Annotated in this window: 21 protein-coding genes and 3 pseudogenes; 16 read left to right on the forward strand and 8 right to left on the reverse strand. The window is 71.9% G+C overall.

Annotated features, from left to right (window positions below; all coding sequences use genetic code 11):
- The first annotated feature begins 85 nt into the window (after window positions 1-85).
- The 6 genes from CFP65_RS36985 (at window position 86) to CFP65_RS37010 (ending at window position 7,067) form a co-directional block, all read left to right on the forward strand.
- On the forward strand, window positions 86-490 hold the full coding sequence (locus CFP65_RS36985; RefSeq protein ID WP_104820269.1) for a hypothetical protein: 405 nt from the start codon (window positions 86-88) through the stop codon (window positions 488-490).
- Between the two features lie 155 nt (window positions 491-645).
- Entirely contained in the window at window positions 646-1,281 is a 636-nt protein-coding gene (locus CFP65_RS36990) for a DUF5819 family protein (RefSeq protein ID WP_158702557.1), read from the forward strand.
- Entirely contained in the window at window positions 1,278-2,330 is a 1,053-nt protein-coding gene (locus CFP65_RS36995; RefSeq protein WP_104820271.1) for a hypothetical protein, read from the forward strand. The genes CFP65_RS36990 and CFP65_RS36995 overlap by 4 nt, the downstream gene beginning before the upstream one ends.
- A 130-nt stretch (window positions 2,331-2,460) precedes the next feature.
- Window positions 2,461-3,672 carry a M23 family metallopeptidase gene (locus CFP65_RS37000; RefSeq protein ID WP_158702558.1) on the forward strand — a complete coding sequence of 404 codons (1,212 nt, stop codon included), beginning with the start codon at window positions 2,461-2,463 and terminating at the stop codon, window positions 3,670-3,672.
- Window positions 3,673-3,697: 25 nt separating this feature from the next.
- Window positions 3,698-5,650 (forward strand): protease pro-enzyme activation domain-containing protein, encoded by a 1,953-nt coding sequence (locus tag CFP65_RS37005; RefSeq protein WP_104820273.1) that lies wholly within the window; start codon window positions 3,698-3,700, stop codon window positions 5,648-5,650.
- Window positions 5,643-7,067, forward strand: coding sequence for an NAD(P)/FAD-dependent oxidoreductase (locus tag CFP65_RS37010; RefSeq protein ID WP_104820274.1), 1,425 nt, complete (start codon window positions 5,643-5,645; stop codon window positions 7,065-7,067). Before CFP65_RS37005 ends, CFP65_RS37010 begins: the two co-directional genes overlap by 8 nt.
- A gap of 80 nt (window positions 7,068-7,147) precedes the next feature.
- On the opposite strand, the pseudogene CFP65_RS42290 reads toward CFP65_RS37010, so the two are convergent.
- From CFP65_RS42290 to rpmG, 3 genes and pseudogenes are all read right to left on the reverse strand, one after another.
- Window positions 7,148-7,360, reverse strand: a pseudogene (locus CFP65_RS42290) (ABC transporter ATP-binding protein); the annotation flags it as partial.
- Between the two features lie 448 nt (window positions 7,361-7,808).
- Entirely contained in the window at window positions 7,809-8,078 is a 270-nt protein-coding gene (locus CFP65_RS37020; protein WP_104820275.1) for a type B 50S ribosomal protein L31, read from the reverse strand.
- A 28-nt stretch (window positions 8,079-8,106) separates the two neighbouring features.
- Window positions 8,107-8,271, reverse strand: a complete 165-nt coding sequence (gene rpmG, locus CFP65_RS37025) for a 50S ribosomal protein L33 (RefSeq protein WP_104820276.1) — start codon at window positions 8,269-8,271, stop codon at window positions 8,107-8,109.
- A gap of 152 nt (window positions 8,272-8,423) precedes the next feature.
- On the opposite strand from rpmG, the gene rpmB reads away from it, so the two are divergent.
- The 8 genes from rpmB to CFP65_RS41620 all read left to right on the forward strand — a co-directional run bounded on the left by rpmB (window position 8,424) and on the right by CFP65_RS41620 (window position 14,262).
- Window positions 8,424-8,660, forward strand: a complete 237-nt coding sequence (rpmB, locus tag CFP65_RS37030) for a 50S ribosomal protein L28 (protein ID WP_104820277.1) — start codon at window positions 8,424-8,426, stop codon at window positions 8,658-8,660.
- Window positions 8,660-8,965, forward strand: a complete 306-nt coding sequence (gene rpsN, locus CFP65_RS37035; RefSeq protein ID WP_104820278.1) for a 30S ribosomal protein S14 — start codon at window positions 8,660-8,662, stop codon at window positions 8,963-8,965. The genes rpmB and rpsN overlap by 1 nt, the downstream gene beginning before the upstream one ends.
- Window positions 8,966-9,283: 318 nt before the next feature.
- Entirely contained in the window at window positions 9,284-10,471 is a 1,188-nt protein-coding gene (locus CFP65_RS37040; RefSeq protein WP_104820279.1) for a GTP-binding protein, read from the forward strand.
- Between the two features lie 34 nt (window positions 10,472-10,505).
- On the forward strand, window positions 10,506-10,787 hold the full coding sequence (gene rpsR / locus CFP65_RS37045) for a 30S ribosomal protein S18 (RefSeq protein ID WP_104821398.1): 282 nt from the start codon (window positions 10,506-10,508) through the stop codon (window positions 10,785-10,787).
- A complete protein-coding gene (locus CFP65_RS37050) occupies window positions 10,784-11,998 on the forward strand; it encodes a GTP-binding protein (protein WP_104820280.1) in 1,215 nt (404 codons plus the stop codon). Before rpsR ends, CFP65_RS37050 begins: the two co-directional genes overlap by 4 nt.
- A gap of 27 nt (window positions 11,999-12,025) precedes the next feature.
- Window positions 12,026-12,196, forward strand: a complete 171-nt coding sequence (rpmF, locus tag CFP65_RS37055; RefSeq protein ID WP_104820281.1) for a 50S ribosomal protein L32 — start codon at window positions 12,026-12,028, stop codon at window positions 12,194-12,196.
- A gap of 183 nt (window positions 12,197-12,379) precedes the next feature.
- Window positions 12,380-13,348 (forward strand): metal ABC transporter solute-binding protein, Zn/Mn family, encoded by a 969-nt coding sequence (locus tag CFP65_RS37060; protein WP_104820282.1) that lies wholly within the window; start codon window positions 12,380-12,382, stop codon window positions 13,346-13,348.
- Window positions 13,345-14,262: a metal ABC transporter ATP-binding protein gene (locus CFP65_RS41620; protein ID WP_254552763.1), complete on the forward strand. Its 918-nt coding sequence runs from the start codon at window positions 13,345-13,347 to the stop codon at window positions 14,260-14,262. Before CFP65_RS37060 ends, CFP65_RS41620 begins: the two co-directional genes overlap by 4 nt.
- Here CFP65_RS41620 and CFP65_RS37070 read toward each other — a convergent pair.
- A pseudogene (locus CFP65_RS37070) lies at window positions 14,168-14,467 on the reverse strand (transposase); the annotation flags it as partial. The gene CFP65_RS41620 and the pseudogene CFP65_RS37070 overlap by 95 nt on opposite strands.
- Window positions 14,468-14,618: 151 nt before the next feature.
- On the reverse strand, window positions 14,619-17,600 hold the full coding sequence (locus CFP65_RS37075) for a hypothetical protein (protein WP_158702559.1): 2,982 nt from the start codon (window positions 17,598-17,600) through the stop codon (window positions 14,619-14,621).
- A 525-nt stretch (window positions 17,601-18,125) separates the two neighbouring features.
- Here CFP65_RS37075 and CFP65_RS37080 point away from each other — a divergent pair.
- The gene (locus CFP65_RS37080) at window positions 18,126-19,466 is read left to right on the forward strand and encodes a GH1 family beta-glucosidase (RefSeq protein ID WP_104820284.1); all 1,341 of its coding nucleotides are present in this window, start codon (window positions 18,126-18,128) and stop codon (window positions 19,464-19,466) included.
- Between the two features lie 98 nt (window positions 19,467-19,564).
- Here CFP65_RS37080 and CFP65_RS37085 read toward each other — a convergent pair whose 3' ends face one another.
- The gene (locus CFP65_RS37085; RefSeq protein ID WP_104820285.1) at window positions 19,565-22,084 is read right to left on the reverse strand and encodes a pectinesterase family protein; all 2,520 of its coding nucleotides are present in this window, start codon (window positions 22,082-22,084) and stop codon (window positions 19,565-19,567) included.
- Between the two features lie 217 nt (window positions 22,085-22,301).
- On the reverse strand, window positions 22,302-23,351 hold the full coding sequence (locus CFP65_RS37090; RefSeq protein WP_104820286.1) for a beta family protein: 1,050 nt from the start codon (window positions 23,349-23,351) through the stop codon (window positions 22,302-22,304).
- Between the two features lie 96 nt (window positions 23,352-23,447).
- On the opposite strand from CFP65_RS37090, the pseudogene CFP65_RS41625 reads away from it, so the two are divergent.
- Window positions 23,448-24,217: pseudogene (locus tag CFP65_RS41625) on the forward strand (IS701 family transposase); the annotation flags it as partial.
- Between the two features lie 24 nt (window positions 24,218-24,241).
- On the opposite strand, the gene CFP65_RS37100 reads toward CFP65_RS41625, so the two are convergent.
- Window positions 24,242-25,009 carry a hypothetical protein gene (locus tag CFP65_RS37100; protein WP_104820287.1) on the reverse strand — a complete coding sequence of 256 codons (768 nt, stop codon included), beginning with the start codon at window positions 25,007-25,009 and terminating at the stop codon, window positions 24,242-24,244.
- Window positions 25,010-25,422: the final 413 nt, after the last annotated feature.

The following is a 25,422-nucleotide window of genomic DNA, read 5'->3' on the forward strand; positions in this document are numbered from 1 at the left end:
CCTGTCGGGGGATTTCCTTCCGGTTTGTCATGACGCCGTGTCCGGCGCTGATGCGCCGAAGGTCAACAGTCAGAAGGAGAGAAACATGCGCAACAACAAGCTGGTCGCCGGTGCGCTCGCGTCGGCCCTCGCCGCCGGTGCGGTCGTGGGTGTGACGGGTGGCCCGGCCTCGGCGGAGGCCCTGCCGAAGCAGGCGGTGGCCGCCAAGACCTCGCTCGCCTCGGCGACGGTGCTCGACAACGGCGCGAAGCCGCAGTTCTTCCACGCCATCGTCAGTGAGGCCACCAAGGCCGCTGCCGTGGTGAACGCGGCGGCCGCCACCGCGAAGGCGACCGCGAAGGTGGTCAAGGTGACGAGCAAGTTCGTGAAGTCCTCCTCGGAGTCCTCGTCCTCCTCCTCGGAGTCCTCGTCCTCCTCCAGCGGCGGCCCGGTGACGGCCGTGCCGTCCCTGCACGGGGTCATCGCGGGCGACGCCCAGTTCGACTACTGAGCCGAGCCGATCCGGTAAGTCCGCGCCCGGCGGCGGCCAATGCCGCCGGGCGCGGTCACGAGTCCCAGTGAGTGAGCCACCCGAACATGAGCGAATCCCTCGAACCGGCCCGTGAAGGGGACATGGTAGCCAGTGGGCCACCCGTGCCCGCGCGGGTGCGTGCCCTGATCCTCCTCGCCCTGGTACCGGTGGTGCTGTACACCGCCGCCTGCGCCGTCTACAACGCCCCGCCCTCGCCGGCCCGCAACCGGGTGCTCGGGCCGGTGACCCGGGTGATGGAGCCGTACTTCTGGCAGGACTGGCAGCTGTTCGGCCCCACGCCGGGCAACAGCAACTCGATGATCTACCTGGAGGCCCGGCTGAAGCTGGCCTCCGGCCAGGTGGTGGAGACCTCACCGGTCGAGATCGAGCAGGCCATCGACCGGGCGCCGCTGGAATTCCGGGTCAATCCGACCAAAATCCCCGGCGTACTGCTCGCATTCAACGAAACCGCCCAGAAGTACGCGGAACGGGCGACGAACATCAAGAAGCTCCCCGAAGACCAGCGGGCCGCCGCGCAGACGGACCTGGACCAGGATTTCGCCAACAACTTCCTCGAAATGCGGCGATTCTTCTCGGCCCGGGCCGCCTCGCTCTACCCCGGAGACCAGATCATGGCCGTGAAGGCGACGTTCAAGCACCAGGCCATCGTGCCGTTCTCGGCCCGCTACGCGAGCCCGCAGCCGGTGGAGCCGGTGGAGGCCCAGCTGGAGACCTCCTGGCTGGACTACGTCCCGGGGGTGGCCCGGTGAAGCGACCGACCCGGCGACCGACCCGGCGACTGACCCAGCGACTGACCCGGCGCCTGGACCGGGCCCTGCTCCGCCTGGCGCTCCGCGAACACCGCCTGGTCGGGCTCGCGCTGCTGCGCATCGTGATCGGCGTCGCGACCGTGCTGTACTGCCTGGCCGACTACGACCGGCGGCAGTTCCTCTGGGGGCCCGATTCGTTCCACTCGGCCGAGGTGGCGAGCAAGGCGCTGCCGGAGTGGGGGTTCTCGCTCTTCCTGGTGAGCCACTCGCAGCTCTGGTTCGAGCTGCTCTTCCACCTGGTGATCCTGGTCTCGGTCGCCTTCGCGGTCTTCGGCGGACGGGCCCTGACGGTGGCCCAGGCCGTGCTGATGTGGTCGCTGCACTACCGCAACCAGGACGTCCTGGAGGGCGGCGACAACCTCGCCCAGATCCTGATCATCTTCCTGGCGTTCACCGTGAGCAACGGCTACTTCGCCCCGGGCGCCAAGGCCCGCCGCGCACGGCTGCGGGAGCAGGCCAGGCCCACCGTCGGCACGGCCGTGCACAACCTGGCCGCCTACCTCGTGGTCTTCCAGACCTCGGTGCTCTACCTGATGGCCGGGTACTGGAAGGTCACCGGCGCGGTGTGGCAGGACGGCGCGGCCATGTACTACATCAGCCGGATCTCGGGCTTCCAGATGTCCGACACCTACGCCCAGCTGATGGGCAGCGCCTTCCTGGGCACGGCCGTCTGCTACTTCACCGTCTTCACCGAGCTGGCCTTCCCGTTCGCCGTGCTCTCCTCCCGGGCGTGGATCCGCAAGGCCAACACCCTGGCGATCGAGGCGATGCACCTGGGCATCATGGCCTTCATGGGCCTGGTCTGCTTCGGCCTGCTGATGATCGGCGCGGACTGCGCCTGCCTGCGCGACGAGGACTACCGGGCGATGTACCGGCGCGCTGTCCGGTTCAAGGAACGGTGGTCGGCCCGGCCGGCCCCGGTGGCGGGCTCGGCCCGGCCGGCGGCGGGTGCGGCTCGGGTGGGGGAGGAGCAGCATGCCCACGCCTGACGGAAGCGGCGGGCCCGTGCCCGACCGGAGCGGCGTGCCCACGCCTGACGGAAGCGGCGGGCCCGTGCCCGACCGGAGCGGCGTGCCCACGCCTGACGGAAGCGGCGGGCCCGTGCCCGACCGGAGCAGCGTGCCCACGCCTGACGGAAGCGGCGGGCCCACGCCCGACCGGGCCGCGCAGGCCGCCGCCCTGCGCGACTTCCTGGCAGCCGGGCCCGAGCGGTGGCCGGAGCTCGCACCGGCTCCGATCGCCGCGGTGGGCGCGGAGCGGCTGCGCGCCATCGTCGAGGCCACCGCGGCCCGGGTCGGCGGCGTGCAGGACGTGGTGGACGACCCCGGCGGCCTGGCCGTGCTCGGCCCGGCGGGCCGGGTGCTCGCCTGGGCACGGCTGGACGCCGAGGGGCGGCTCGCCGACCTGCGGATCGCCCCGGCCCGCAGTGGCCGCCGGGAGATGCCGGCCGGCTGGCAGATCCAGCTGGCCCGGGTCTTCTGGCTGCTGCTCGTGGGCTGGCTGGCCGCCGCCTGCTGGGGCGTCGGCCAGCTGACCTCCTGGGGCGGCGCGGTGCTCTCCCTCGGCTTCGGCCTGCTGCTCTTCGAGGGGTGGAACGCCCCGGCCGCCGAGCCCTGGTGGAGCCGCCGCCCGGTGGAGGCGGTGGCGCTGCTCGGCCTCGCCTCGGCCTGGCGCCTGCCCCGCCTCCCGGTCGGCGACAGCTGGACCGAACTCGCGGTCGGGGCCGGCTTGTTGGGCGTGGCCGTGATAGGGCTGGCCCGAGCCCGCCGGCACCGGTGGGGTGCACCGGCGGGGGAGTACCACTTCCCGCTGCGCGGCAGCTGGTACATCGTCCAGGGTGGTGGTCGCAGCCTCAACCACCACGCCGGGCACCCCGAACAGCGGGGCGCGCTCGACCTGGTGCGGACCGGCTCCGGCGGCCCGCGCCGCGAGCCGGAGCACTACCCGGCGTACGGGGAGCAGGTGTTCGCCCCCTGCGCCGGAGTGGTGGTCGCGGCCGTGGACGGCATCGAGGACCAGCGCCCCGGCACCCTGCGGTACGCCCCGGCCTACGGGAACCACGTCTTCATCGAGACGGCCGACGGGGTGCTGGTGAAGCTCGCCCACCTGCGGCCCGGCTCGGTGCGGGTGACGGCGGGCCAGGCGGTGGCAGCGGGTGAGCTGCTCGGCGAGGTCGGCAACTCCGGCAACAGCACCGAACCCCACCTGCACCTGCACGCGGAGCGGGCCGGGCTCGGCCTGGACCTGCGCTTCACCGGGATCACCGGCGGCCTGCACCGCGGCCGTACCGTGCACGGCCGCACCGTAGGCGGCCACACCGTGCGCGGCTGACCTCCAACCCCAGAAAGCTCTCCCTGTGACGACTCGTCGGACCACCCTGCCCTCGCTCACCGCCGCCGCCCTGGCCGGCACCCTCGTGGTGGCGGCGGCGGGCGCCGCCCGGGCCGAGGACGGCCGCACCGCGCTGGCCGGCTCGCAGCCCGCCTACGCCACCGCCGACAACGACCTCGGTGCCGTACCCGGGCAGCAGACTCTCACCGCCCGGCTCTACCTCGGCCCCCGCGACCCGGCCGCGCTGACCGCCTTCCTGCGCGAGGTCACCGACCCGCGCAGCCGCAGCTACGGCCGCTTCCTCACCCCGGAGCAGTACCGGCAGCGCTTCGCCCTGACCCCGGGTCAAGTGCGCGCACTCACCCGCTGGCTGACCGGCGCCGGGCTGACCGTCACCGCCACCACCCCGCACTACCTGCAGGTCAGCGGCCCGGCCACCGCGCTCGGCCGGGCACTGGGGACCACCGTGCACCGGTACCGCACCGCCTGGGGCCCGGCCCAGGCCCCGGCGCAGGCGGCGAGCGTGCCCGCCGCCCTGGCCGGCCAGGTGATCGCCCTCGACGGGCTCACCGCCCCGGCCGCCGCCGACCCGGCCTCGCACCGCAGCGTGGTGCTCGCCGACCCGGCGGCCGCCCCCGGCCCCGCCGCCCACTGCTCGGCCGCCTTCGGACAGCTGCCCGCCACCGGTCTGCCGCCCGCCCACGGGCACCCGGTCGCGTACACCACCTGCCCGTACACCCCCGCCCAACTGCGCAAGGCCTACGGCGCGGCACCGGCGGGCGCCACCGGCAAGGGGCGCACCGTGGCGATCGTGGGCGCCTACGGATCACCGGTGATGGCGGCGGACGCCGAGCGGTTCGCCCGGGCCGTGGGCGACCGCCCGCTGCGGCCCGGCCAGTACCGGGAGACGGTCGACCAGAGCTCCTGGAAGGTGAGCCCGGCCTGCGCGCCGCCGGCCTCCTGGGCGGGCGAGCAGGCCCTGGACGTGGAGATGGTGCACGCATACGCGCCCGACGCGGACATCCACTACGTCGGCGCGGCCTCCTGCGAGGACGCCGACCTGATGGCCGCCGAGGCCGGGGTCGTGGACACCCGCTCGGCCGACCTGATCTCCAACTCCTGGGCCGAGATCGTGCACTCCTCGCCCGGCCACCTCACCCCGGGTCTGGTCGCCGCCTGGGACATGCTCTTCCAGCAGGCCGCCGCCGAGGGCATCGGCGTGTACTTCGCCTCCGGCGACTGCGGGGACTCCTCCCCGGCCGCCGCCGAGACCGGCATCAACTGCGACCCGAAGACCACGGCCGCCCAGGCCGACTTCCCGAGCGGCGACCCGTGGGTCACCTCGGTGGGCGCCACCACGCTGGCCACCGACCCCAAGGGCGGGTACGTCTGGGAGACCAGCATGGGTGACGCGGTGTCGGTGCGGCCCGGCGGCGCGGGAGACTGGGCGCCGCTGCCCGGCGTGTTCGCCTTCGGCGGGGGCGGTGGCCCCAGCGACTTCCCGCAGCCCTGGTACCAGCGGGGCCGGGTGCCCGGCGCGCTCGCGCACGGCCACCGGGCCACCCCCGACGTGGCGCTCAGCGGCGACGCGGCCCTGCCGGTGCTGGTCGGCTACACCTTCGGCGGCGCCTTCCACCTGGTCGGCTTCGGCGGCACCTCCGCCGCCGCCCCGGGCTTCGCGGCGTTGCAGGCCGACGCCGAGCAGGCCGCCGGCCGCACCCTCGGCTTCGCCAACCCGCTGCTGTACTCGCTGGCCGGGACGGGCGCCTTCCACGACGTCACCGAGCAGCCCGCCGCGGCCGGAGCGGCGCCGCTGACCGTCGTGCAGGACACCGGCGCCGCCGACCCCGAGCTGCACGACCTGCTCTACACCCTCGGCCAGGACATCGGGCTGCCCGCCGCGCGCGGCTACGACCTGGCCACCGGCCTCGGCTCGCCCGGGCCCGAGTACCTGCGCCGGGTCGTGTCCCGTGGCTGAGGCCGTGGTGGTCGGGGCCGGGCCGAACGGGCTGGCCGCCGCCGTGGCGCTGGCCCGGGAGGGGGTGGCCGTCACCGTGCTCGAACAGGCGGCCACCATCGGCGGCGGCACCCGCAGCGGCGAGCTGACGCTGCCCGGCCTGTTGCACGACCACTGCGCCGCCGTGCATCCGATGGCGCTCGCCTCGCCGTTCCTGCGCTCGCTCGACCTGGAGCGGCACGGGCTGCGCTGGCGCCGGCCCGAGGTGGACCTCGCCCACCCGCTCAACCAGGGCGAGCCGGGCGTGCTGCACCAATCGATCGAGCGCACGGTGGCAGGTCTGGGAGCGGACGGAGCGGCCTGGCGGCGGGTGTTCGGGCCGCTGGCCGCCGAGTTCGACGCGCTGGCCGAGGAGGTCATGCGCCCGCCCCTGCACCTGCCCGCGCACCCCGGGCCGCTGCTGCGCCTCGCCCTGCGGGCGGCGCCGCCCGCCGCCGCCCTGGCCCGGGCCGCCTGGCGCACCCCGCAGGCCCGCGCGCTCTTCGCGGGCACGGCCGCGCACGCCGTCCGGCCGCTGGGAGCCCTCGGGAGCGGTGCGATCGGCCTGCTGCTGCTCGCGGCCGGGCACCGGCACGGCTGGCCGGTCGCGCAGGGCGGTTCGCAGGCCGTGGCCGAGGCGCTGGCCGCCCGGCTGCGGGAGCTCGGCGGGCGGGTGGAGACGGGGGTACGGGTCCGCTCCCTGACCGAACTGCCGCCCGGCGCAGCGGTGTTGCTCGATCTGGCGCCGCGGGAGGCGCACGCGGTCTGCGGCAGCCGACTGCCCGCGCGGACGGCCCGGGCGTACGCCCGGTGGCAGCACGGCCCGGGCGCGTTCAAGCTCGACCTCGCGATGGAGGGCGGCATCCCGTGGCGGGACGAGGCCTGCCGCCGGGCCGGCACCGTGCACCTCGGCGGCACGCTCGCGGAGATCGGGCACGCCGAGCGGGCCATCGCGCAGGGGCGGATGCCGGAGCGGCCGTTCGTGCTGGTGTCGCAGCAGTACCTGGCCGACCCCGGCCGGTCGGCGGGCTCGGTGCACCCGGTCTGGGCCTACGCGCACGTGCCGAGCGGCTGGCGCGGCGACGCGACCGAGGCGGTGCTCGCCCAGTTGGAGCGGTTCGCCCCGGGCACCCGGGAGCGGATCCTCGCGCAGACGGTCAGCGGACCGGCCCAACTGGCCGCCGACAACCCGAACTTCGTCGGCGGCGACATCCTCACCGGCGCCAACACCGCCCGCCAACTGCTGCTGCGCCCCAGGGCCGCCCTCGACCCGTACGCCACCGGCATCCCCGGGGTCTACCTCTGCTCGGCGGCCACCCCGCCGGGGCCGGGGGTGCACGGCATGTGCGGCTACGGCGCCGCCCGCTCGGCGCTCCGGCACCTGGCGGTCCGGGGCTGAGCCCGGTACGAGGCCGCTGACGCGCCGCCGAACGGCCCGGACGGCGAGGTCGGCCGTTGTCCGCTCGACCGCAGACGTGCTCAGCGGGCCTCGGCGTACTGGGCGCGGTAGAGGCGGGCGTACGCCCCGTCGGCGGCCAACAGGGCCTGGTGGGTGCCGGATTCGACCACCTCGCCGGCGTCGAGGAGGAGGATCCGGTCCGCGGTGCGGACGGTGGCCAGGCGGTGGGCGATGACCAGGGCGGTGCGGCCGCGGAGGGCCTCGGTGAGGGCCTCCTGGACGGCGGCCTCGGCGTGGGCGTACCCGGGTGCCGGTGTACTCGCCGATCCTCGGCCGGTTCCACCGCGACGAGGACGCTCTGGTCGCGCTGCTCGGGCTGCACCTGGTCACCCCGGTCCGGTTCGACACCGCGGTGAGCCGCCTTCACCGCCGAGGTGATGCGCAGCGGCTGGGTCGGCGACTCCGCCTTCGCCCGTCTGCGCGCCTGCCTGAAGGCTTGTCAGATAGTTGAACTCGCGAGGCCCGGCCACCGTGGCGCAGGTCGGCCCCGTTCAAGCCGACGGCCGACCCGGGGTGAGGGCCCCGCCGCCTCCCGCGCGCGTTCGATCCGTGCACTCTCCGCGCACGATCACGCAGACTCCTGCGCCGAGGGCGAGCTGGATCCACGCGCCGGCCGGTGCCGGCTTGGGGCCGGCCCTCCCGTGGGATGTGGGCCGGCCCCTCTTGTCGGATGGTGGCCGGTCAGCTCGTGGCGTCGGGCCGAGGGGTGGTGAGGCCGTAGCGGCGCTGGAAGCGTTCGACGCGGCCGGCGGTGTCGAGGACGCGGGCGTTGCCGGTGTAGAAGGGGTGGCTGGCGGAGGAGATCTCGACGTCGATCACGGGGTAGGTGTTGCCGTCCTCCCACTCCACGGTCTTCTCGCTGGTGGCGGTGGACCGGGTGAGGAAGGCGAGGTCGCCGGCCTTGTCGCGGAAGACGACGGGGCGGTAGGCGGGGTGGATGCCGGGCTTCATGGTGCCTCCTGGAGGGGTGCGGGGCTGGTCAGCGCTCTTCGCGGAAGTCGACGTGTGCGCGGGCTGCGGGGTCGTACTTGCGCAGCACCAGCCGGTCGGGGTCGTTGCGGCGGTTCTTGCGGGTCGCGTAGGTGTAGCCGGTGCCGGCGGTGGAGCGGAGCTTGATGATCGGGCGCAGGTCGTTGCGGGCCATCGGTGTCCTCCCTGGTGTGGTCGGTGTGGGTCGGCCTCACCATAGCGTAATGGTTTTCGTTTTCATCTAGTGTACTGTCAGGCCCAACGCCGACGGCCGACGCGGCATTCCCGTCCGCCGCCCGCCCGCATCCCTCCTGACTCGGAGCCGCCATGTCCGCCCACTGCCAACTCACCGGCCGAAAGCCCGGGTTCGGCAACGCGATCTCGCACTCGCACCGCCGCACCAGGCGCCGGTTCGACCCGAACGTCCAGCGCAAGCGCTACTGGCTGGCGAGCGAGGGCCGCCACGTGCGGCTGACGCTCAGCGCCAAGGGCCTGAAGACCGTCGACCTGATCGGCGTCGAGGCGGCGGTCGCCCGGATCCGCGCCCGTGGGGAGAAGGTCTGATGGCCAAGCGCAGCAAGATCGCCAAGAACGAACAGCGCCGGGTCGTCGTGGCCCGCTACGCCGCGCGCCGGGCGGTGCTGAAGAGGCTCATCGCCTCAACCACCGCCGACCCGGCGGAGCGCCTCGCCGCGCAGGCGGAGTTGCAGCGCCAGCCGCGCGACGCCAGCGCCACCCGGGTGCGCAACCGCGACTCCGTCGACGGCCGCCCGCGCGGCTACCTGCGCGCCTTCGGCCTCTCCCGGATCGGGGTTCGACAGCAGGCGCACGCCGGGTACCTGCCGGGTGTCCGCAAGGCCAGCTGGTAGCCCCCCGGGCCTGTCCGGCCGATCACGCCGGGCGGGCGCCGCCGGGGCACGCGCCCTCCTTGCCCGGCATCGGGCAGGAGGGGCCCTTCGACGGCTTCTCGTCGGTCGCCGATGCTCCGCATGGACTCCCTCCTCGGCGCCGCCGATGCACGCGCCCTCCTTGCCCGCCAACGGGCAGGAGGGGCCCTCCAACGACGCCCGCTGATCCGACGTGATCGGCCGGACAGGCCCTGAGCCGGTCGTGCCCCGGGCCGCACCACTCTCCCGGTCCGTGCGGTCCGGGGCACGACCTCCCCGAACCTCGAGAAAGGAAGAACGGTGCCCGAATCCAGTCTGCTGCCGGTGGTGGTCGTGGGCGGCCTGCACGAGGCCGCGCGCCGCCAGGCCGTCCAGGAACTGCTGGACGGCTGCGAGGGCGCGGTGCTCCTGCGCCACGACCTGACGGCGGCCGACGAGGGCCGCGTGCACCGGCTGGTCCGGGACGGCTCGGGCCTGCTCGGCCAGGCCCACGTGCCGCTCACCAACGACTGCCCGTGCTGCGCCCTGCGCGAGGACCTGCTGCCCGAACTGCTGCTGATCGCCGAGGCGGGCCGACACCGCCTGGCGGTGGTGGAGCTGTGGGGCGGCACCGACCCGCACCCGATGGTCGAGGTCATCGCGGAGGGCGAGGCGGGCGGCCGCCGGATGGACGAGGTGCTGGAGGTGGTCGGCGTCGTCACCGCCGTCGACCCGCTGCGCGTCGTGCCCGAGCTCTCCGTCTCGGACCAGCTCTCCGACCACCGCCTGCACACCTGCGCCGACGACGAGCGCACCCTCGCCGAGGCCCTGGCCTGCCAGATCGAGTACGCCGACCTGCTGGCCGTCGCACCCTCGCCGGAGGCCGCCGGGAGCGCCGAGCTGCACGCCGGCCTGGCCATGCTGCGCCAGCTCCATCCGACGGCACGCTTCGTCCGGCTCGGCCGCCGCGCGCTGGCCGGCGCGGCGCGCGCCGGATTCGAGGTGGCCGCCGCCCGTGACCGGGTCAACCCGGCGCTGGCCCTGCTGCCGCAGGCCGCCGACGAGGCAGGGGTGGCCACCCTGGTGTGGGAGCGCCGCCGGCCACTGCACCCCGAGCGGCTCTACGAGGCGCTCGACCAGCTCGTGCCCGCCGCCCAGCGCAGCCGGGGCAGGTTCTGGCTCGCCAACCGCCCCGATCTGCTGCTCGCCTGGGACGCGGCGGGGGCCAACCTGGCCGTGGCGGAGTGCGGCCCGTGGCTGGTGACACTGCCCGACGCGGCCTGGGAGCTCTATCCGCCCGTGCGGCGGGCCGCAGCGGCGCTCGACTGGGATGCCGTGCACGGCGACCGCGTGCAGCAACTGAGCTTCACCGCCGAGGGGTTGGACGCGGACGGGATCGTCGAGCTGCTCGACTCCTGCCTGCTCACCGACGCCGAACTCGCCGCCGGGGAGACCGGTTGGAAGGCCCTGCCGGACGCCTTCGAGGAACTGTTGGATCCCGTCGCCTGATCAACCGTCAGACCTACCTGGAAACAAGGGAATGATGACCAGAATCGCCCCTGCCCGCCGCGACCGCAAGCCGCGCCCCAACCCCCTGCACGAAGCACGGATCACGTACATCGACTACAAGGACACCAACCTCCTGCGGAAGTTCATCTCCGACCGCGACAAGATCCTCCCCCAGCCTTCGGCCGGGAGGTGCCCCCTTCGCCGCGTCACCCGGCTCACCGTCCAGCAGCAGCGCGCGATGGCCCGCGCCATCAAGAACGCGCGCGAGATGGCGCTGCTGCCCTACGCGTCCGGCGGCTCGAAGGCCGGCGGGTGAGCGGCCGCCTTCCGGTCACGGTCCTCTCCGGGTTCCTCGGGGCGGGCAAGACCACACTGCTCAACCACCTGCTGAACAACCGCGACGGCCTGCGGGTGGCGGTCATCGTCAACGACATGAGCGAGGTCAACATCGACGCCGCGCTGGTGCGCGAGGGCGGGGGAGCCCTGTCGCGGACCGAGGAGCGGCTGGTCGAGATGACCAACGGCTGCATCTGCTGCACGCTGCGGGACGACCTGCTGGAGGAGGTGGACCGCCTCGCCCGGGCGGGGCGCTTCGACTACCTGCTGATCGAGTCCAGCGGCATCTCCGAGCCGATGCCGGTCGCCGCCACCTTCGCCTTCGCCCGCGACGACGGTGCGACCCTCGGCGAGGTGGCCCGCCTGGACACCATGGTCACCGTGGTGGACGCCGCCAACTTCCTGCCCGAGCTGCGGGCCGGGGACGAGCTGACGGCCCGTGGGCTCGACCAGTACGAGGACGACGAACGCACCGTCAGCGATCTCCTGATGGACCAGGTCGAGTTCGCCGACGTGCTGGTGCTGAACAAGACCGACCTGGTCAGCGCCGCCGAGGCGGACCGGCTCGTGGCAGCGCTCAGCCGGCTCAACCCGGGGGCCCGGATCGTCCGGGCGGTCGGTGGGCGGGTGCCGCCGCCCGAGTTGCTGGGCACGGGGCTGTTCGATCTGGCGAAGGCGCAGGAGGCCCCGGGCTGGGTGGCCGAGCTCAACGGCGACCATGTGCCGGAGACGGAGGAGTACGGCATCGGCAGCCTGGTCTTCCGGGCCGAGCGGCCGTTCCACCCGGGCCGGCTCTGGGAGTTGGTGAGCGAGCGACTCGACGCGGGGGAGTTCGGCACGGTGCTGCGCTCGAAGGGGTTCTGCCGGCTGGCGTCGCGGCCGGCGGTGACCGCGCTGTGGTCCCAGGCCGGTTCGGTGGCCCGGTTCGAGCCCTCCGGCGTGCGCGCCGCGCCGGGCGGCGCGGCCGGTCTCGCCGACGCCACGGCCCTGAGCGGCCTCGACGACGAACAGCCCCAGCACGGGCAGGAGTTGGTGTTCATCGGCACTGCCCTGCGCATGGACGAGCTGAGCGCCGCGCTCGCCGCCTGCCTGCTCACCGATGCCGAAGCGGCGGGCGGTCCGGCCCTGTGGCGCCTGCTCGACGATCCGTTCCCGGCCTGGGACGCGTACGACGCTCACGCGCACGCGTAACAACAACCACTCACGAGGAGAACCGCCATGGCCGTACCCAAGCGCAAGACGTCCCGAAGCAACACGCGGCACCGCCGGGCGCAGTGGAAGGCGAGCGCGCCGCAGCTGGTGCCGATCACCGTGGAGGGCCGGGAGCACCTGGTGCCGCGCAACCTCGTCCGCGCGTACGAGCGCGGGTTGCTGACCGTCAAACCCTGAGGTCAACGGCGGATCGGGGCGGATCGGCGGCTCCACCCGAGGGCCCTGGGGTCAAGGATTGGCAATGATTTTCACCTCAGCCTCGAAGTATCTGGTTTTGAAAATCATTACCGACTGGCGTGATGGTCATCACCCCAAAGGGGCCTGTCCCCAGGCCCGAAGGGCAGCTGAGGAGCACCTGCCATGCGCGCCGCCCCGTCCCGCCCCGCCCGCAGACACCCCGTCCGCCTCGTGCTGGGAGCCGCTGGCGTCATAGCCCTCACGGCCACCAGCGCCTGCTCCACCTCGTCCAAGGCCGCGCCGTCCACGGCCGGTTCGAGCGGCGGGAGTTCGAAGGTGATCCAGGTCGCCGTGGCGGAGAACTTCTGGGGCAGCATCGCCACCCAGCTCGGCGGCGACCACGTGAAGGTCACCAGCATCATCACCAACCCGGACACCGACCCGCACTCCTACGAGCCCACCGCCGCCGACAGCCGGACGGTGGCGGGCGCCGACTACGCGATCACCAACGGCATCGGCTACGACGCCTGGTCGGACAAGCTGCTCGCCGCCAACCCGGCCGCCGGTCGTACGGCGCTGAAGGTCGCCGACCTGCTCGGCAAGAAGGAGGGCGACAACCCGCACCAGTGGTACTCGGCCGAGAGCGTCGAGAAGGTGATCGACCGGATCACCGAGGACTACAAGAAGCTGGACCCGGCCGACATCGCCTACTTCGACACCCAGCAGCAGGCCTTCCGTACCAAGGCGCTGGCCAAGTACAACCAGCTCGAAGCCGACATCAAGGCCAGGTACGCGGGCACCCCGATCGGCGCCTCGGAGTCGATCGTCACCCCGCTCGCCGAGAGCCTCGGGCTGAAGATGCTGACTCCGGAGACCTTCCTGGACGCGATGAGCGAGGGCACCGACCCGACCGCCGCCGACAAGGCGGCCATCGACCAGCAGATCGGCGGCAAGCAGATCAAGGTCTACGTCTACAACTCCCAGAACTCCACGCCGGACATCGCCGCCCAGGTCGAGGCGGCCAAGAAGCAGGGCATCCCGGTCGCCACCGTGACCGAGACCCTCACCCCGGCGAACGCCACCTTCCAGGACTGGCAGGCCCAGCAGCTGCAGGGCATCGCCGACGCGCTGAAGGCGGCGACGGGCAAGTGAGCATCCACCCGACCGAGAAGGTCCGAGCCGTCATGGGCCGTCACGAGCCGCCGTCGGGGGGCGGCGAGCCGGTGCTCGCACTGCGGGGGGCCGCCGTCAGGGTCGGCGGGCGGACACTCTGGTCGGGTGTCGATCTGACCGTCGGGGCAGGCGAGTTCACCGCCGTGCTCGGCCCCAACGGGGTAGGGAAGTCCACCCTGGTGAAGGTGCTGCTCGGGCTGTTGCCCGCTTCGGCAGGCGAGGTGCGGGTGCTGGGCGGGGAGCCCGGCGCGCACAGCACCGCCGTGGGGTACCTGCCGCAGCGGCACAGCTTCGACGCGAGCGTGCGCATTCGCGGGGTGGATGTGGTGGGCCTGGGCCTGGACGGGGATCTGTGGGGGATCCCCGTCCCAGGCCTGGGACGCGCCAAGCGCAAGGCGGCGCGCGAACGAGTCGCCGAGGTCGTGGAGTTGGTCGGTGCGAGTGCCTACGCGCACCGGCCGATCGGGCAGTGCTCGGGCGGGGAGCAGCAGCGGCTGCTGATCGCCCAGCAGGGCAAAGGTCCGCTCGATGACGTGGCGAAGCTTGCCGAGGCCGCGAATGTCGGGCTCGCCTCGGCGAGAGATGACGGGCAGGATCCGGCGCATCAGGAGGTTCGCGGCGGACATTCCCATCCACGGGTGGCTGCGCCGCATGTAGTGACACCGGCGGGCGTGCGCTTGGTGGCGGCGTCTCCATCGCGGTTATGTCACTGCGTGGCTGCGGTCCGGAGAATAGTGGTGGGGTCCAGCTGCCGGCAGACGGCGAATCTCGGCCGGCGTGAGGTCCACGAGGTCGGGCGTCTTCGAGGAAGCGGCGGAAGTGGGAATCCTGACCGTAGGCGGAGCCGGCCGTTACCCAGGCGATGGGCAGGGGCGAGGCCGGCGCACGCGTGATCATGGTGCGGGCCAGGTCGCCCTTCGTCGCGAAGGCGCGCTCGTCCGGCACGCGGGCGGCCTGGCATCGTTCGCGGTCGTCGGTCCAGGACTTGGGCAGGTAGAGCTCGCGGCCGACCAGGGCGTGGCCGCGGCTGGTGGCGTAGGCGGCGAAGACGCCGATCTGGCAGTTCTCGGTGCGCCCGGCAGTTCCCGAGTATTGGCGCGGGTCGCGAGCCGCAGGGCAGTGCCGCCGCCGGTCACCGACACCACCGCACCGGGACGTAGTCCGCGGTCGGGGCGGATGGGGGCCAGGTGACTGGACCGGGTCGGGGCGGAGGCGCGATCCCGACCCGGTCCGGGGCGGAGGTGGTGCGTCAGCGGACGTCGAAGCGGTCGACGACGAGCCAGCTGCCCCCGGTCTTGGTCAGGGTGAGGGCGTGCCGTCCGATCGGCAGGCCGCTCACGGTGTAGACGGTCTGCTGGGCCTGGCGGGTGGTGGAGAAGGCGTTGACGGTGCCCTGCGGGGCGCCGTCGAGGGCGACCACGGTGGTGCCTTCGTCGGAGTTGGTCTCGGTGACCAGGCTGATGCCGGTCCCGGTGAAGGTGATGGTGGCCGAGTCGCCGTTCGCCGTGGTGGCGTGGACGTCGTTCTGGTAGTCGCCGAGGCCGCGGTTGGCGGAGGAGATCCAGGAGCTGCCGGTGTAGGTGATGGAGGGGGCGGTGTCGTTGGCCACGCTGGTGACCTCGAAGCCGTCCAGGGTGGCCCAGGTGCCGCTGCGCTTGACGAACTGGATGGTGTGGCTGCCCGCGCTCAGCCCGCTGGTGCGGTAGACGACCGCCTGGGCCTGGCGGGTGGTGGCGCTGGTGTCGATCAGGCCCTTGGAGGCGCCGTCGAGGAAGACCTCGACCTGGCCCTGGTCGGTGTTCTTCTCGCCGATGACGGAGATGCCGGTGCCGGTGAACGTCAGCGAGGCGGTGTCACCGTTGGTCCCCGTGGCGTGCACGGCGTCGTCGTAGTCGCCGACGCCGCGGTTGCCGTTCGCCGTCCAGGCGCCGGTGTAGGAGATCGCGGTGGAGTCGTCGTCGATCCGGCCGGTCAGTGGCTGGTGGGCGGCGTCGGGGCCGGCGGCGGCAATGACGGCCTGGGCGGCGGTGGGCCAGGCACCGCCGGAGACGATCGTGGCCTGGTTGAAGGTGACGTCGGTGCCGTGAATGGAGTTGGTGGCGGAGTCGGAGTAGTTGTCGTGGACGTTGATGTCGTGGATGGTCGGCGTCCACATGCCGATCCAGTAGAGAGGGTTGATGCGGATGACGTTGTCGTGGGTGTTCCAGTACGAGCTGCCCTCGTCCTGGTACAGCATGACGTTGGTGTGGTTGCCGACCTCGACCAGGTTGCCCGCGAGCACCGAGGTGGTCGAACCTCCCCCAGCCCCCGGGGGCTGGGAGGTGCCCCCTCCGTTGCCCTGGCCGCCGTTGGTGTAGATGGGGCCGCCGTCGTGGAGGACGTTCATCACGTCGTGCACGTGGTTGTTCAGGATCTGGTTGCCGCCGGCGTAGATGGTGCCGTGGGCGCAGGTGCGCAGGCCCTGGGCGGACTGCATGGAGCACGGTGAGGCGTAGCCCCAGCCCCAGCCGACCGACATGCCGGAGTAGGGGGTGTGGCCGATGTCGTTGTGCGAGATCGTCAGGGTGCGGGTGTAGCCGGCCCAGATGCCGACCGCGTCGGAGTAGTCCTGGCCGACGTGGTCGATCCAGTTCTGCGAGACGGTGTCGCCGGTGGTCATCCGGCCGGTGTCGGTGAGGTAGTAGTCGTCCACCTCGCCGACGGAGACGCCGCCGCCGGAGGTGTCGTGGATGTAGCCGGCGGTGATGGTGGAGTTCTGGGTGCCGTCGGCGAGGTCGATGCCGGTGCCGCCGGTGTGGGCGATCTCGTCGCCGGTGAAGGTGATGTTCGAGCCGCGGTGGACCTGGACGGCGGCGGGGATCCGGACGGGCGCGTTGTTGTTGCTGGGATCCCAGAGCACGGCGGCCTGGTTGTCGATGTAGCCGGCCGTGGAGGGCAGCATCCAGGTGCTGTAGGCGAAGGTCAGGCCCTGGAAGGTGATGTCGTGCGCGGGCGTGATCGTGTCCGGCACCACGGTGAAGCCGTCGAGGAGCATGCTCGTCCCGCCGGTCTTGACCAGTTTGACGGTGTGCCGGCCCTTCGTCAGGCCGCTGACGGAGGCGACGACCTGCTGGGCGAGCCGGGAGGAGCCGGCGGCCGAGAGGCTCTGCGTCTTCGTGCCGTCGACGTAGACGTCGAAGCCGCCCTCGTCGCTGTTGGTCTCCGAGAGCACATCGATCCCGGTACCGGTGAAGGTGTAGCTCACCGAGTCGCCGTTGACGGCGGCGCTGTGCACGTCGTTGTAGAGGTCGCCCAGGTTACGGCCACCGGAGTAGCTCCAGGAGCCGGTGTAGGTGAGGTACGCGTCCGTGTCGTTGACCGGAGTGAGGTGGCCGGGGGTGCCGCTGACGTTCAACAGCGTCTCGGTGGTGGGCAGTTCCACGTCGGCGGTGCTGAGGTTCTCACCGCTGCGCGGAGCGTAGTAGAGGAGGCCCGCCGCGGTGTCGAGGTAGAACTCGCCGGGGGTGTCGAGCAGTTGGTAGGCGTTCTCCAGGTAGCTGATCGTGGTCAGCTTCGGCAGCCCAGCGCCGTTGAAGGGGAAGCCCCGGTTGGGTACCGAGGTGTTGTTGTCGGTGAAGCAGGCCGGGTCGACGTTGAGGCTGGAGCCGCCACCGCTGGGTGTCGTGATGCTCGCCAGCGGGCAGCGCATCTGCTTCCAGGCGTTGTTGTTCACGATCTCCACCGAGGAGGCGTTGGTGAACGAGGCGTACGAGGGGTCGGCGGTGGTGAAGCTGGAGCCTGAAAGGGTGAGGCCGGACGGGTTCAGCGGGCCGCGGGCGCGCTGGGCCCGCACGCCGTTGACGAACAGCTGGCGGCTCTGCGTGCCGACGGGCACGGCGGCTCGGTAGATGTTCTTCGCGCTGTCGAAGAGCGAGAACCCGGTGACCTGGGCCGCGCCACTCAGCACGGGGACCTCACCGGGGTAGCCGATCCAGGCGACCTTGTGGCCGTTCTGCCCGGAGTCGGCCGGCCCGAGGCTTAAGGCCTGGGAGAGCCGGTAGGTGCCGCCGCGCAGGTACACGTCGATGTCGGCGGCCATACCGGAGGTCAGGGTCTCGACCTTGCCCTTGGCGCCGTCCAGGCTGCACGGTGCGCTCAGCGAGCAGGTGCTGCCGGACCCGGTGGGTGAGGCGTACAGAACGGTCGGCGTGGTGGCGGCCGCCGGGCCAGCCACGGATATCGCGGCGCACATGAGCGCGCCGACCGCTCCCAGCCCACCGTAAGAACCGATGGCTTTGCGGCGAAACAGCGACATTGATGCTCCTTCAGGAGTGGCCGGGACACTCGGCGGACGCGGGCCGGCCGTCCTGACGACGGTGACCGCCTGCCCGCCATGACGCGGTCCACGGGTAGGGGAGGAGGTGATCCGATGAATTAAGAACTACTGGTTGCGAGTGGGCTAGAGGGCCAGGGTTGGGCCCTCTTCCCGCATCATTCATCGGATGTATCACTCTGCTGGGAGAGAGTACGGTGGCGTCCCGCCCCGGGCAATAGGCAGGAGCCCGGGAATCCTTCGTGCCCCTCGGCGGCGTAGTCGCCCCCCACCCCGACCGTGAGCTGCCCTCGACGCCGTGCTGCAGAACCGTCCTCCGGTTCCGCGCCGGCGCTTGTGCAGGTCCTCGGCCGCGTGGGCCAGGCGTTTGGCGCGGGCGGCCTCTGGTGTTTTGGCGGCCAGTCGTTAACATGAGTGATCCTCATGTTTCGAAGGAGTCTGGGCATGGTGAAGCGACTTGAGCTGCCGGTGGGGTTCCGGTGGGGGGTTTCGACGGCCTCGTACCAGGTCGAGGGCGCGGTGGCGGAGGACGGGCGCGGGCGCTCGATCTGGGACGAGTTCGTGGTGCGGCCCGGGGCGGTGAAGGACGGGCACACCGGGGCGGTGGCCTGTGACCACTACCACCGGTACCGCGAAGACGTGGCGCTGATGCGGGAGTTGGGGCTGGACGGGTACCGGTTCTCGGTGGCCTGGCCCCGGGTGGTGCCGGGTGGGAGCGGGGCGGTGAACTCGGCCGGGCTGGACTTCTACGAGCGGTTGGTGGACGAGTTGCTGGCGGCGGGGATCACGCCGCTGCCGACGCTGTTCCACTGGGATCTGCCCCAGGAGCTGGAGGAGGGCGGCGGGTGGCTGGCACGGGACACGGCGTACCGGTTCGCGGAGTACACCGAGGCAGTGGTCGGTCGGCTGGGGGATCGGGTGCCGGCCTGGATCACGCTGAACGAGCCCTTCGTGCACATGGTGTACGGGTACGCGCTGGGGATCCACGCGCCGGGGCGGGCGATGATGCTCGACGCGCTGCCCGCCGCCCACCACCAGCTGCTGGGGCACGGGTTGGCGGCCGAGGTGCTGCGGGGGCACGGGCGGCAGGTGCTGATCGCGAACAATCTGACGCCGGTGCGGCCTTCGAGTCAGGACCCGGCGGATGTCGCGGCGGCGGAGGCGTACGACGCCCTGCACAACCGGCTGTTCCTGGACCCGCTGCTGCTGGGGCGGTACCCGGATCTGGGGGCGTTCGGGGTGGAGACGGAGGGGTTCGTGCGGGAGGGGGATCTGGCGGTGATCTCGGGGTCGGGGTTGGACGGTCTTGGGGTCAACTACTACAACCCGACGCTGATTTCGGCTCCGGTGGACGAGGGGCTGCCGTTCACGGACGTGCCGATCGAGGGCGTGGAGCGGACGGCCTTCGGGTGGCCGGTGGTGCCGGACGGGCTGCGCGAGCTTCTGGTGGGTCTGCGGGAGCGGTACGGCGCGGCGCTGCCGCCGGTGACGATCACGGAGAATGGCTGCTCGGTGGCCGACGAGGTCGGCCCGGACGGCGCGGTGGACGACCGGTTCCGGATCGACTACCTGGCCGGGCACGTGGAGGCGGTGGCGCGGGCGGTGGCCGAGGGGGTGGACGTGCGCGGGTACTACACCTGGTCGTTGATGGACAACTTCGAGTGGGCGGAGGGCTACCACCAGCGGTTCGGGTTGGTGCACGTGGACTTCGAGACGCAGCGGCGGACGCCGAAGGCGTCCTACGCCTGGTACCGCGAGCTGATTTCCGCTCACCGAGCCTGCTGAGAAGAGAAGTCGACCTCCTGCGGAGGCCGGCCGGACGGCCTTTCGGCGACGACCGAGAGACCGTCCGGACGGCGCGGACCGCAGCAGTTGCTACCCGTTCAGGGGGCGGGGAACGCGGGGAAGGCGCAGGTGGGTGCGGTGCCCGTGCTGGACCCCCGGATGACGGTGACCCCGGGGCCGCTCGGGGTCAGGTTGCTGCCCGCGACGGTGATCCTGGCGTGTGCCGAGGTGGCGGCGGTGATGTCCAGGTTGACGCGCCTGAGGGTGAGTTCGAGCGGGTGGGCGTCGTCCAGGCCGGCCAGGGTGGACTTGGCGCCGCTCGGGGAGTGGGTGGCGGTGACTCCGTCGACGGTGATGCCGGTGAACCAGGGGGCGTTGGAGCCGCTGCCGCCGGAGTAGTGGGTGTCGAGGACGAGCGGGGCACGGACGGCGTCCAGGCAGGTGTTCAGGTAGCCGACGTCACTGACCTTGCCGCCGTTGGCGGGGGAGCTCTTGATCCGGAGGCCGGTGCTGGAGCCGCTGGCGTTGCCGAGGGCGTCGGTGCCGGTGAGGGTGTTGTCGCGGAAGAGCACGTTGGTCACGCCACTGGTGGTCTCGCTGCCGATGGAGATGCCGTGGGTGCCGTAGAAGTGGTTGCCGGCGACGGTGATGTTGCTGCTGGGCCTGCTGCCGGCCTTGATGGCTATGCCGTCGTCGCCGTCCATGATGAAGGAGTCGGTGATGGTGACGTTGGTGGCGCCCGCCGGGTCGATGCCGTCGGTGTTCCGGGCGGTGGCCGGGGTCTTGATCCGGACGCCCCAGGCGGTGAAGCCGTTGCCGCCGTTGTAGACCACGTGGAAGTTGGCCGAGTTGAGCAGGTCGACGTGGTAAAGCGTGAAGTTGTCGGAGTTGTCGGCCTGGATCAGCCTGGGGTTGTTCTGGTTGGATCCGGCCTTCTGGGCGTCGGTGGCGAGCTGCCACCAGCTGGTGCCGGTCCCCAGCATGCTCTGGTCGCCCCGGCCGTCGATCCGGCCCTGGCTGCCGTCGGCGGCGCGGACCGCCTCGATGCCGGCGTTGGCCCCGGCGACGCTGATCAGCGGTCGGCAGCCCCCGCTCGACGAGGCGAGGGTGCCGCAGGCCGGCTTGCCGGAGAGCTGGTAGTCGGCGGGCTTGCGTGATCCGAACAGGGTGACGCCGCTGTCCAGCACCAGCACCTCGCCCTGGTGCACCGTCAGCGGACCGGACAGGAAAGCGTTGTGCGTGGTGTCCGAGGCGTGGAGGCGGACCGCGACCGTACCGCTGCCGCTCCGGGCGCAGCCGTCCAGGGCCTGCTGGATCCGTGCGGTGTCCGGCGGGGTGGTCTCGGCGGCCGGGTCTGCCGTGCGGCCGGGCATCGACAGGTGCGCCGGGACGTCGGCGCAGGTGGTGGCGGGCAGGACGGGCTCGGTGACGTGCCGGGTGTCGCCGGTCGCCATGCCGGCGGGCACCGGAACCGGCACCGGCGCTGGGGAGCCGGAGCCCGACTCTGATCCGGAGCCGCCGGAGGGAGCCTGACCGACCGGGTTCCAGCCGTCGCTGCCCGCCAGGTAGGCGCGGGCGGTGAACTCGGCCGCCTGCGCCTGGCTCAGCTGGGGGCTGTCGGCGCCGGTCGCGGCGCCAGGGCCGGTGTTGGCGTACGAGTCCAGGCGGGCCGAGCGCCAGGCGTACCCGTCCATGTCGCTCCACGGCGTGGACGCCCGGACCGCGGCCGGCAGCTCGGTGGTGCGGACCACCACCTGCGCGCGGGAGGAGGCCGTCGGATGCCAGGGCCGGCCGAGGAAGTAGGTGCCGGCCTTGGCGGTGGAGCGCACGGTGCTGTCGGTGATCAGCAGACCGTACTTGTGCGAGGCCTCGGTGTTGGCGGCGGTGAGGGCGCCGTTGACCCCGCCGGCCGGTGCGCCGTCGTCCTCCGCCTCGATGACGGCGTGGTCGAGCACGGCGGTGGCGTTGCCGAAGACGATGTCCACGTCGCCGCGGACGTAGTCGTCGACGAAGTACTGGCGGGTCTGCGCGGTGGCGGACGGGGACCAGGTGAGCAGGGTGTCCTGGTGGCCGAGGATGCGGTCGTTGCGGAAGACCTGCCGGTCGCCCTCGGCCGCCAGGGCCACGGCCTGGGTGCCGGACTGCCCGTGCGCGAGGGCGGCAGCGCGGTCGAAGGTGTTCTCCACCGTCAGGTTCTCCACCGTCAGCCCGGTGGCGGCGAAGGTGGCGGTGGCGCTGGCCTCGGTGCCGAGCGGGCCGCCGCCGGGCCCGGCCGTCCGCGCCGAGTTCCCGTAGCTGATGACGACGTCCTCGGGGTGGCCGGTGGCGCCGGTGACGGTCAAATCGCTCTTCCCCGCCGGTACCTTCACCACCTCGTGGTAGGTGCCCTTGGCGATCCGGATCCGGTCGCCGGGGTGCGCGGCGTCGACGGCGGCCTGCACCGTGCGGTAGCGGGCGCTGCCGTCGGCGGCCACGGTCAGCGTGCGGGGCTTCGGCGTCAGCGTGGCCTGGGCGACCAGCGGCACCGCGGCGCCCACGACGGCGAGCACCGCGGCGGCGACCAGCGTGCGGCGGAGGTTCCGGCGGCGGCGGTGGGAGGGGTGCTTCTCGTCCGGCAAGGGGCTGTTCCTTCCTGGGGCGGGAGCTGCGGGAGCAGACCCGTTCGCTTCCCGGTTGCCGCCGACCGGCGGAAGGTTGCCGCGGCGAGGGGATCTGGGCCAGGCCGATCGGTACGTTCAGCCAGCAGATCCAGTGCCGGTAGAACCGTGGAGCCGGGCGACTTCTTCGCCGCGGCCGAGGCGCCGTCGTGCCGCTCTACAGCCAGGGCAAGGATGTTCAGGGCTCTCCTGCTCGGGTGACGGACTGGGTCACCGCTGCGAGGTGGTGCGAGGTGCCCCAGGCCCGCCAGTCGCGCGGGCCCCCCGGACGGGAGGTGGCGCCGGTTGCTCGCTGGTGGATCTGGGCGTCGCCCCAAGGTGGTTCGGTGTCGAGCCGGCTGTTCCAATGCCGGGAGCCGGTGAGTTGCCGGCACAGTCGGAGGGCGTCGGTCCGGGTTCTGGTCGCGGCGCGGACGACGTACCAGTCGTTGCCGGCGGTGTAGCGGAGATTCGGCTGCCCGGGCCAGCCGCGGTTGGGCGGCACGGGGTGGGTGATGCCGTAGTCGCCGAAGTCCGGGATCCGGTGACCCGTCCGGCGTCGGACGACCCGGTGCCACAGGTCCGCCTCGTGGCGGTGCACCGGTGCGACCAGGTGCGGTGGAAGGTGCCGCAGCGAAGCCGGGAAGCCGCCGCCCGCGAGGGCGAGGTGGCGCCAGGGCATCGCCCGCGTCCAGTCGAGCACGCCGAGGGCGGGCCCGACCAGGCGGGCCGCAGCCTGCGGGGAGGGGAGGAAGCCGGTGTCGAGGACCAGGTCCACCTGCTCGGGTGGTAGGCCGACGGCATCGAGGGCATCCCGGACGACGGAGGTCAGTGCGGTCGGAGAGTCCGGTAGGTCGCGCAGGTCGATGCGTAGGCAACCCCCTTGCCCGTGCGCCTGCTGTACCTGCCGGATCTCCTCGAGCGAGCCGCTCGGTTCGGTGGTTCGGAAGACGGGGATTATGCGGTGGAGCCACTGCGCCAGGTAGGTGCTGATCCAGCCCATGGCGTGCCCGGGAAACCCGGTGCCGACAGTGCCGTTCTCCCACAACCGGCCGCAGTCGATGGCGACGACCAGGTCCCTGGGCAGGTTCTCGCCCACTTGGCTGGCGAAGGTCTGGACGGTGTCGGGCAGTTCCTCGTCCGGCACGACTTCGAGGACCGGCCGGACAGCCCGCTGCACCTCGGGGCTGATGTTGCGTAACGCGAGCAACTCGCCCGCCTTACCGCGCAGGATCGGTACGTACTTCATCGGCTTCCCCCACACAGAGCCTGAAAGAGCCCGTTGCCTGGAACCGTCGTACGCCGCAAGTGTGCGACAGACCTCGTGGCCGTACCAGAGCCCGCGTTTGCCACCAAGCCGGAGCTGGCGGCCCGTATGATCGGTTGGTTCCTGGACGCTGGCCACCGGTCCCTGTGGGTCGCCGGGGACGAGGTCCACGGCGACAACCCGAAGCCGCGGGCCGTGCTGGAGGAACGCGGCCGCGGCTATGTGCTCGCCGTCGCCCGGACCCACGAAGTCCTCATCCGTTCTGGGAAGTTCCGAGCCGATACTCTGACCAAGAAGCTGCCGAAGCGGGCCTGGCAGAAGCTGCCCGCAGGGGCCCGCGCGAAGGCGAACCGCTTCTACGACTGGGCCGTGATCGACGTCGCCCACTCCGGCCCCGGAAGCCACCAGCTACTGATCCGCCGCAACCGCAGCACGGGCGAACTCGCCTACTGCCGCTGCTACTCGCCCCACCCTGTGCCACTACCGAGCTGCTGAGAGTCGCGAGATCAAGGTGGCGGGTGGAGGTGTTCTTCCAGTCCGCCAAGGGCCTGGCCGGACTGGAAGAACACCAGGTCCGCCGCTTCGTGTCCCGGTCCCGCTGGGTCACCCTCGCCATGCTCGCCCAGGCATTCCTCGCCGTCGTCCGTGCGGACGAACACGCCCGTCAGGCCGCATCCGATGTCCTCATACTGCTCACCTGCAACGAGATCCAGTGCTTGTTCACCACGATTGTCATCCGGTCGGTCCACGAGGTGGCCCACCGGCTCGGCTGGTCCCACTGGAGACGCCGCCACCAAGCCCGAGCCCAGGTCAGTCATTACCGCCGACAAGCCGTGAATCAGGCATGAAGATCATGATCTACGGCTGGAGTATCAGATGGTTGATCCGCCGCCGGAGGTGTTGCTCCACCAGGCGCTGTAGGCGTTCAGCGAATACCGCTTCTGCACGCCGCTGGTGGAGGTGATCTCGATGCCGAACTGCATCGTGTCGAAGGTGGTGTTGTGCAGGAGGTGCAGCGACGCGGCCCAGCGCCAGACCGCCGAGGCGTCGACGGTGCCGGTGTTGGTCTGCCGGGCGGGGATGAGCTGCAGGACGTTCCAGCCGGGACTGGCCTGCCAGACCGAGGCGTAGAGGACACCGCCGATGGTCACGTTGGACGCGATCTTCGTTCCCCAGCCGCCGGCTGTCGCGCCGGACCAGCTGGTGAAGACCATGATCTCGTCCTGGTTGCCGGTCGACCAGAGATCGCTCGTCCAGTCCCACCAGTCACCGCCGGCGACGGGAGCCGACGACGTGTCGTACCAGAAGCCCGCCGAGTTCAACTGCGACAGGGGCGTCTGGGGCCGGACCCCGGTGTTCGGGTAGGACTTGACCCCGCCGCCGGAGTGGTCGGCATCGACGTACCAGGACTTGATGCTGTTCACGGTCAGGCACTGCGGGCCGTGGTTCTGGCCCCAGATGTCGTTGTAGACCGTCCAGGTGCCCTGGGTGTACTGACCCCACTGGTCGCAGGTGGAGTACACCTGGGCCTGCGCCGGAGTCGCGAAACTCAGGAACCCGGCGATCACGGCGGCGATCAGGGCGGGCCGACCGAACCGGGCCGGCTTGCCGATGATGGATTCAAGGGTTTGCCATCTCATGTGTCCCTCCAAGGACGGCGATGGATTTGTCACGGCCCCGGTCTGGTGGTGGGACCGGGTTGCCGAATTCCAGGGTGCGCGGTGTCGGAGCGCTTGGCTGGACGGTAATGACGGGGCGTCTGATCAGCAAGGCTCTGTACAGGGAGACACATTTCTTTCATGGCATCACTGTCGAAAGCGCGTCGAATGGCATCGATGCCCGCCATGGCCTTTACGGGGCAACTTACGGCCCTGGTGGATGTGGGTGCCGACAGCGGGAATTGACGTTGCGACAGGTGGAGAACCCCTGGATTCGTGGGGTCGGGAGAAGTCGGACGGTGGGCGATGGCCGCCAGCCACACGCGCGGAGTGGGTGATGCGCATTGCTGCGAGAAGGGTTGACAGTGTGCTCAGGGTGCTGGAAGCTCCCCCTT

This window comes from Kitasatospora sp. MMS16-BH015, from assembly GCF_002943525.1.
Taxonomy (GTDB): Bacteria; Actinomycetota; Actinomycetes; order Streptomycetales; family Streptomycetaceae; genus Kitasatospora.

Coding starts and splice junctions, on each gene's coding strand:
- CFP65_RS36985 (WP_104820269.1), top strand. CDS start 86: ATGCGCAACAACAAGCTGGTCGCCGGTGCGCTCGCGTCGGCCCTCGCC.
- CFP65_RS37020 (WP_104820275.1), bottom strand. CDS start 8,078: ATGAAGCCCGGCATCCACCCCGCCTACCGCCCCGTCGTCTTCCGCGAC.
- rpmG (WP_104820276.1), bottom strand. CDS start 8,271: ATGGCCCGCAACGACCTGCGCCCGATCATCAAGCTCCGCTCCACCGCC.
- rpmB (WP_104820277.1), top strand. CDS start 8,424: ATGTCCGCCCACTGCCAACTCACCGGCCGAAAGCCCGGGTTCGGCAAC.
- rpsN (WP_104820278.1), top strand. CDS start 8,660: ATGGCCAAGCGCAGCAAGATCGCCAAGAACGAACAGCGCCGGGTCGTC.
- rpsR (WP_104821398.1), top strand. CDS start 10,506: ATGACCAGAATCGCCCCTGCCCGCCGCGACCGCAAGCCGCGCCCCAAC.
- rpmF (WP_104820281.1), top strand. CDS start 12,026: ATGGCCGTACCCAAGCGCAAGACGTCCCGAAGCAACACGCGGCACCGC.
- CFP65_RS37060 (WP_104820282.1), top strand. CDS start 12,380: ATGCGCGCCGCCCCGTCCCGCCCCGCCCGCAGACACCCCGTCCGCCTC.
- CFP65_RS37075 (WP_158702559.1), bottom strand. CDS start 17,600: ATGTGCGCCGCGATATCCGTGGCTGGCCCGGCGGCCGCCACCACGCCG.
- CFP65_RS37080 (WP_104820284.1), top strand. CDS start 18,126: ATGGTGAAGCGACTTGAGCTGCCGGTGGGGTTCCGGTGGGGGGTTTCG.
- CFP65_RS37090 (WP_104820286.1), bottom strand. CDS start 23,351: ATGAAGTACGTACCGATCCTGCGCGGTAAGGCGGGCGAGTTGCTCGCG.
- CFP65_RS37100 (WP_104820287.1), bottom strand. CDS start 25,009: ATGAGATGGCAAACCCTTGAATCCATCATCGGCAAGCCGGCCCGGTTC.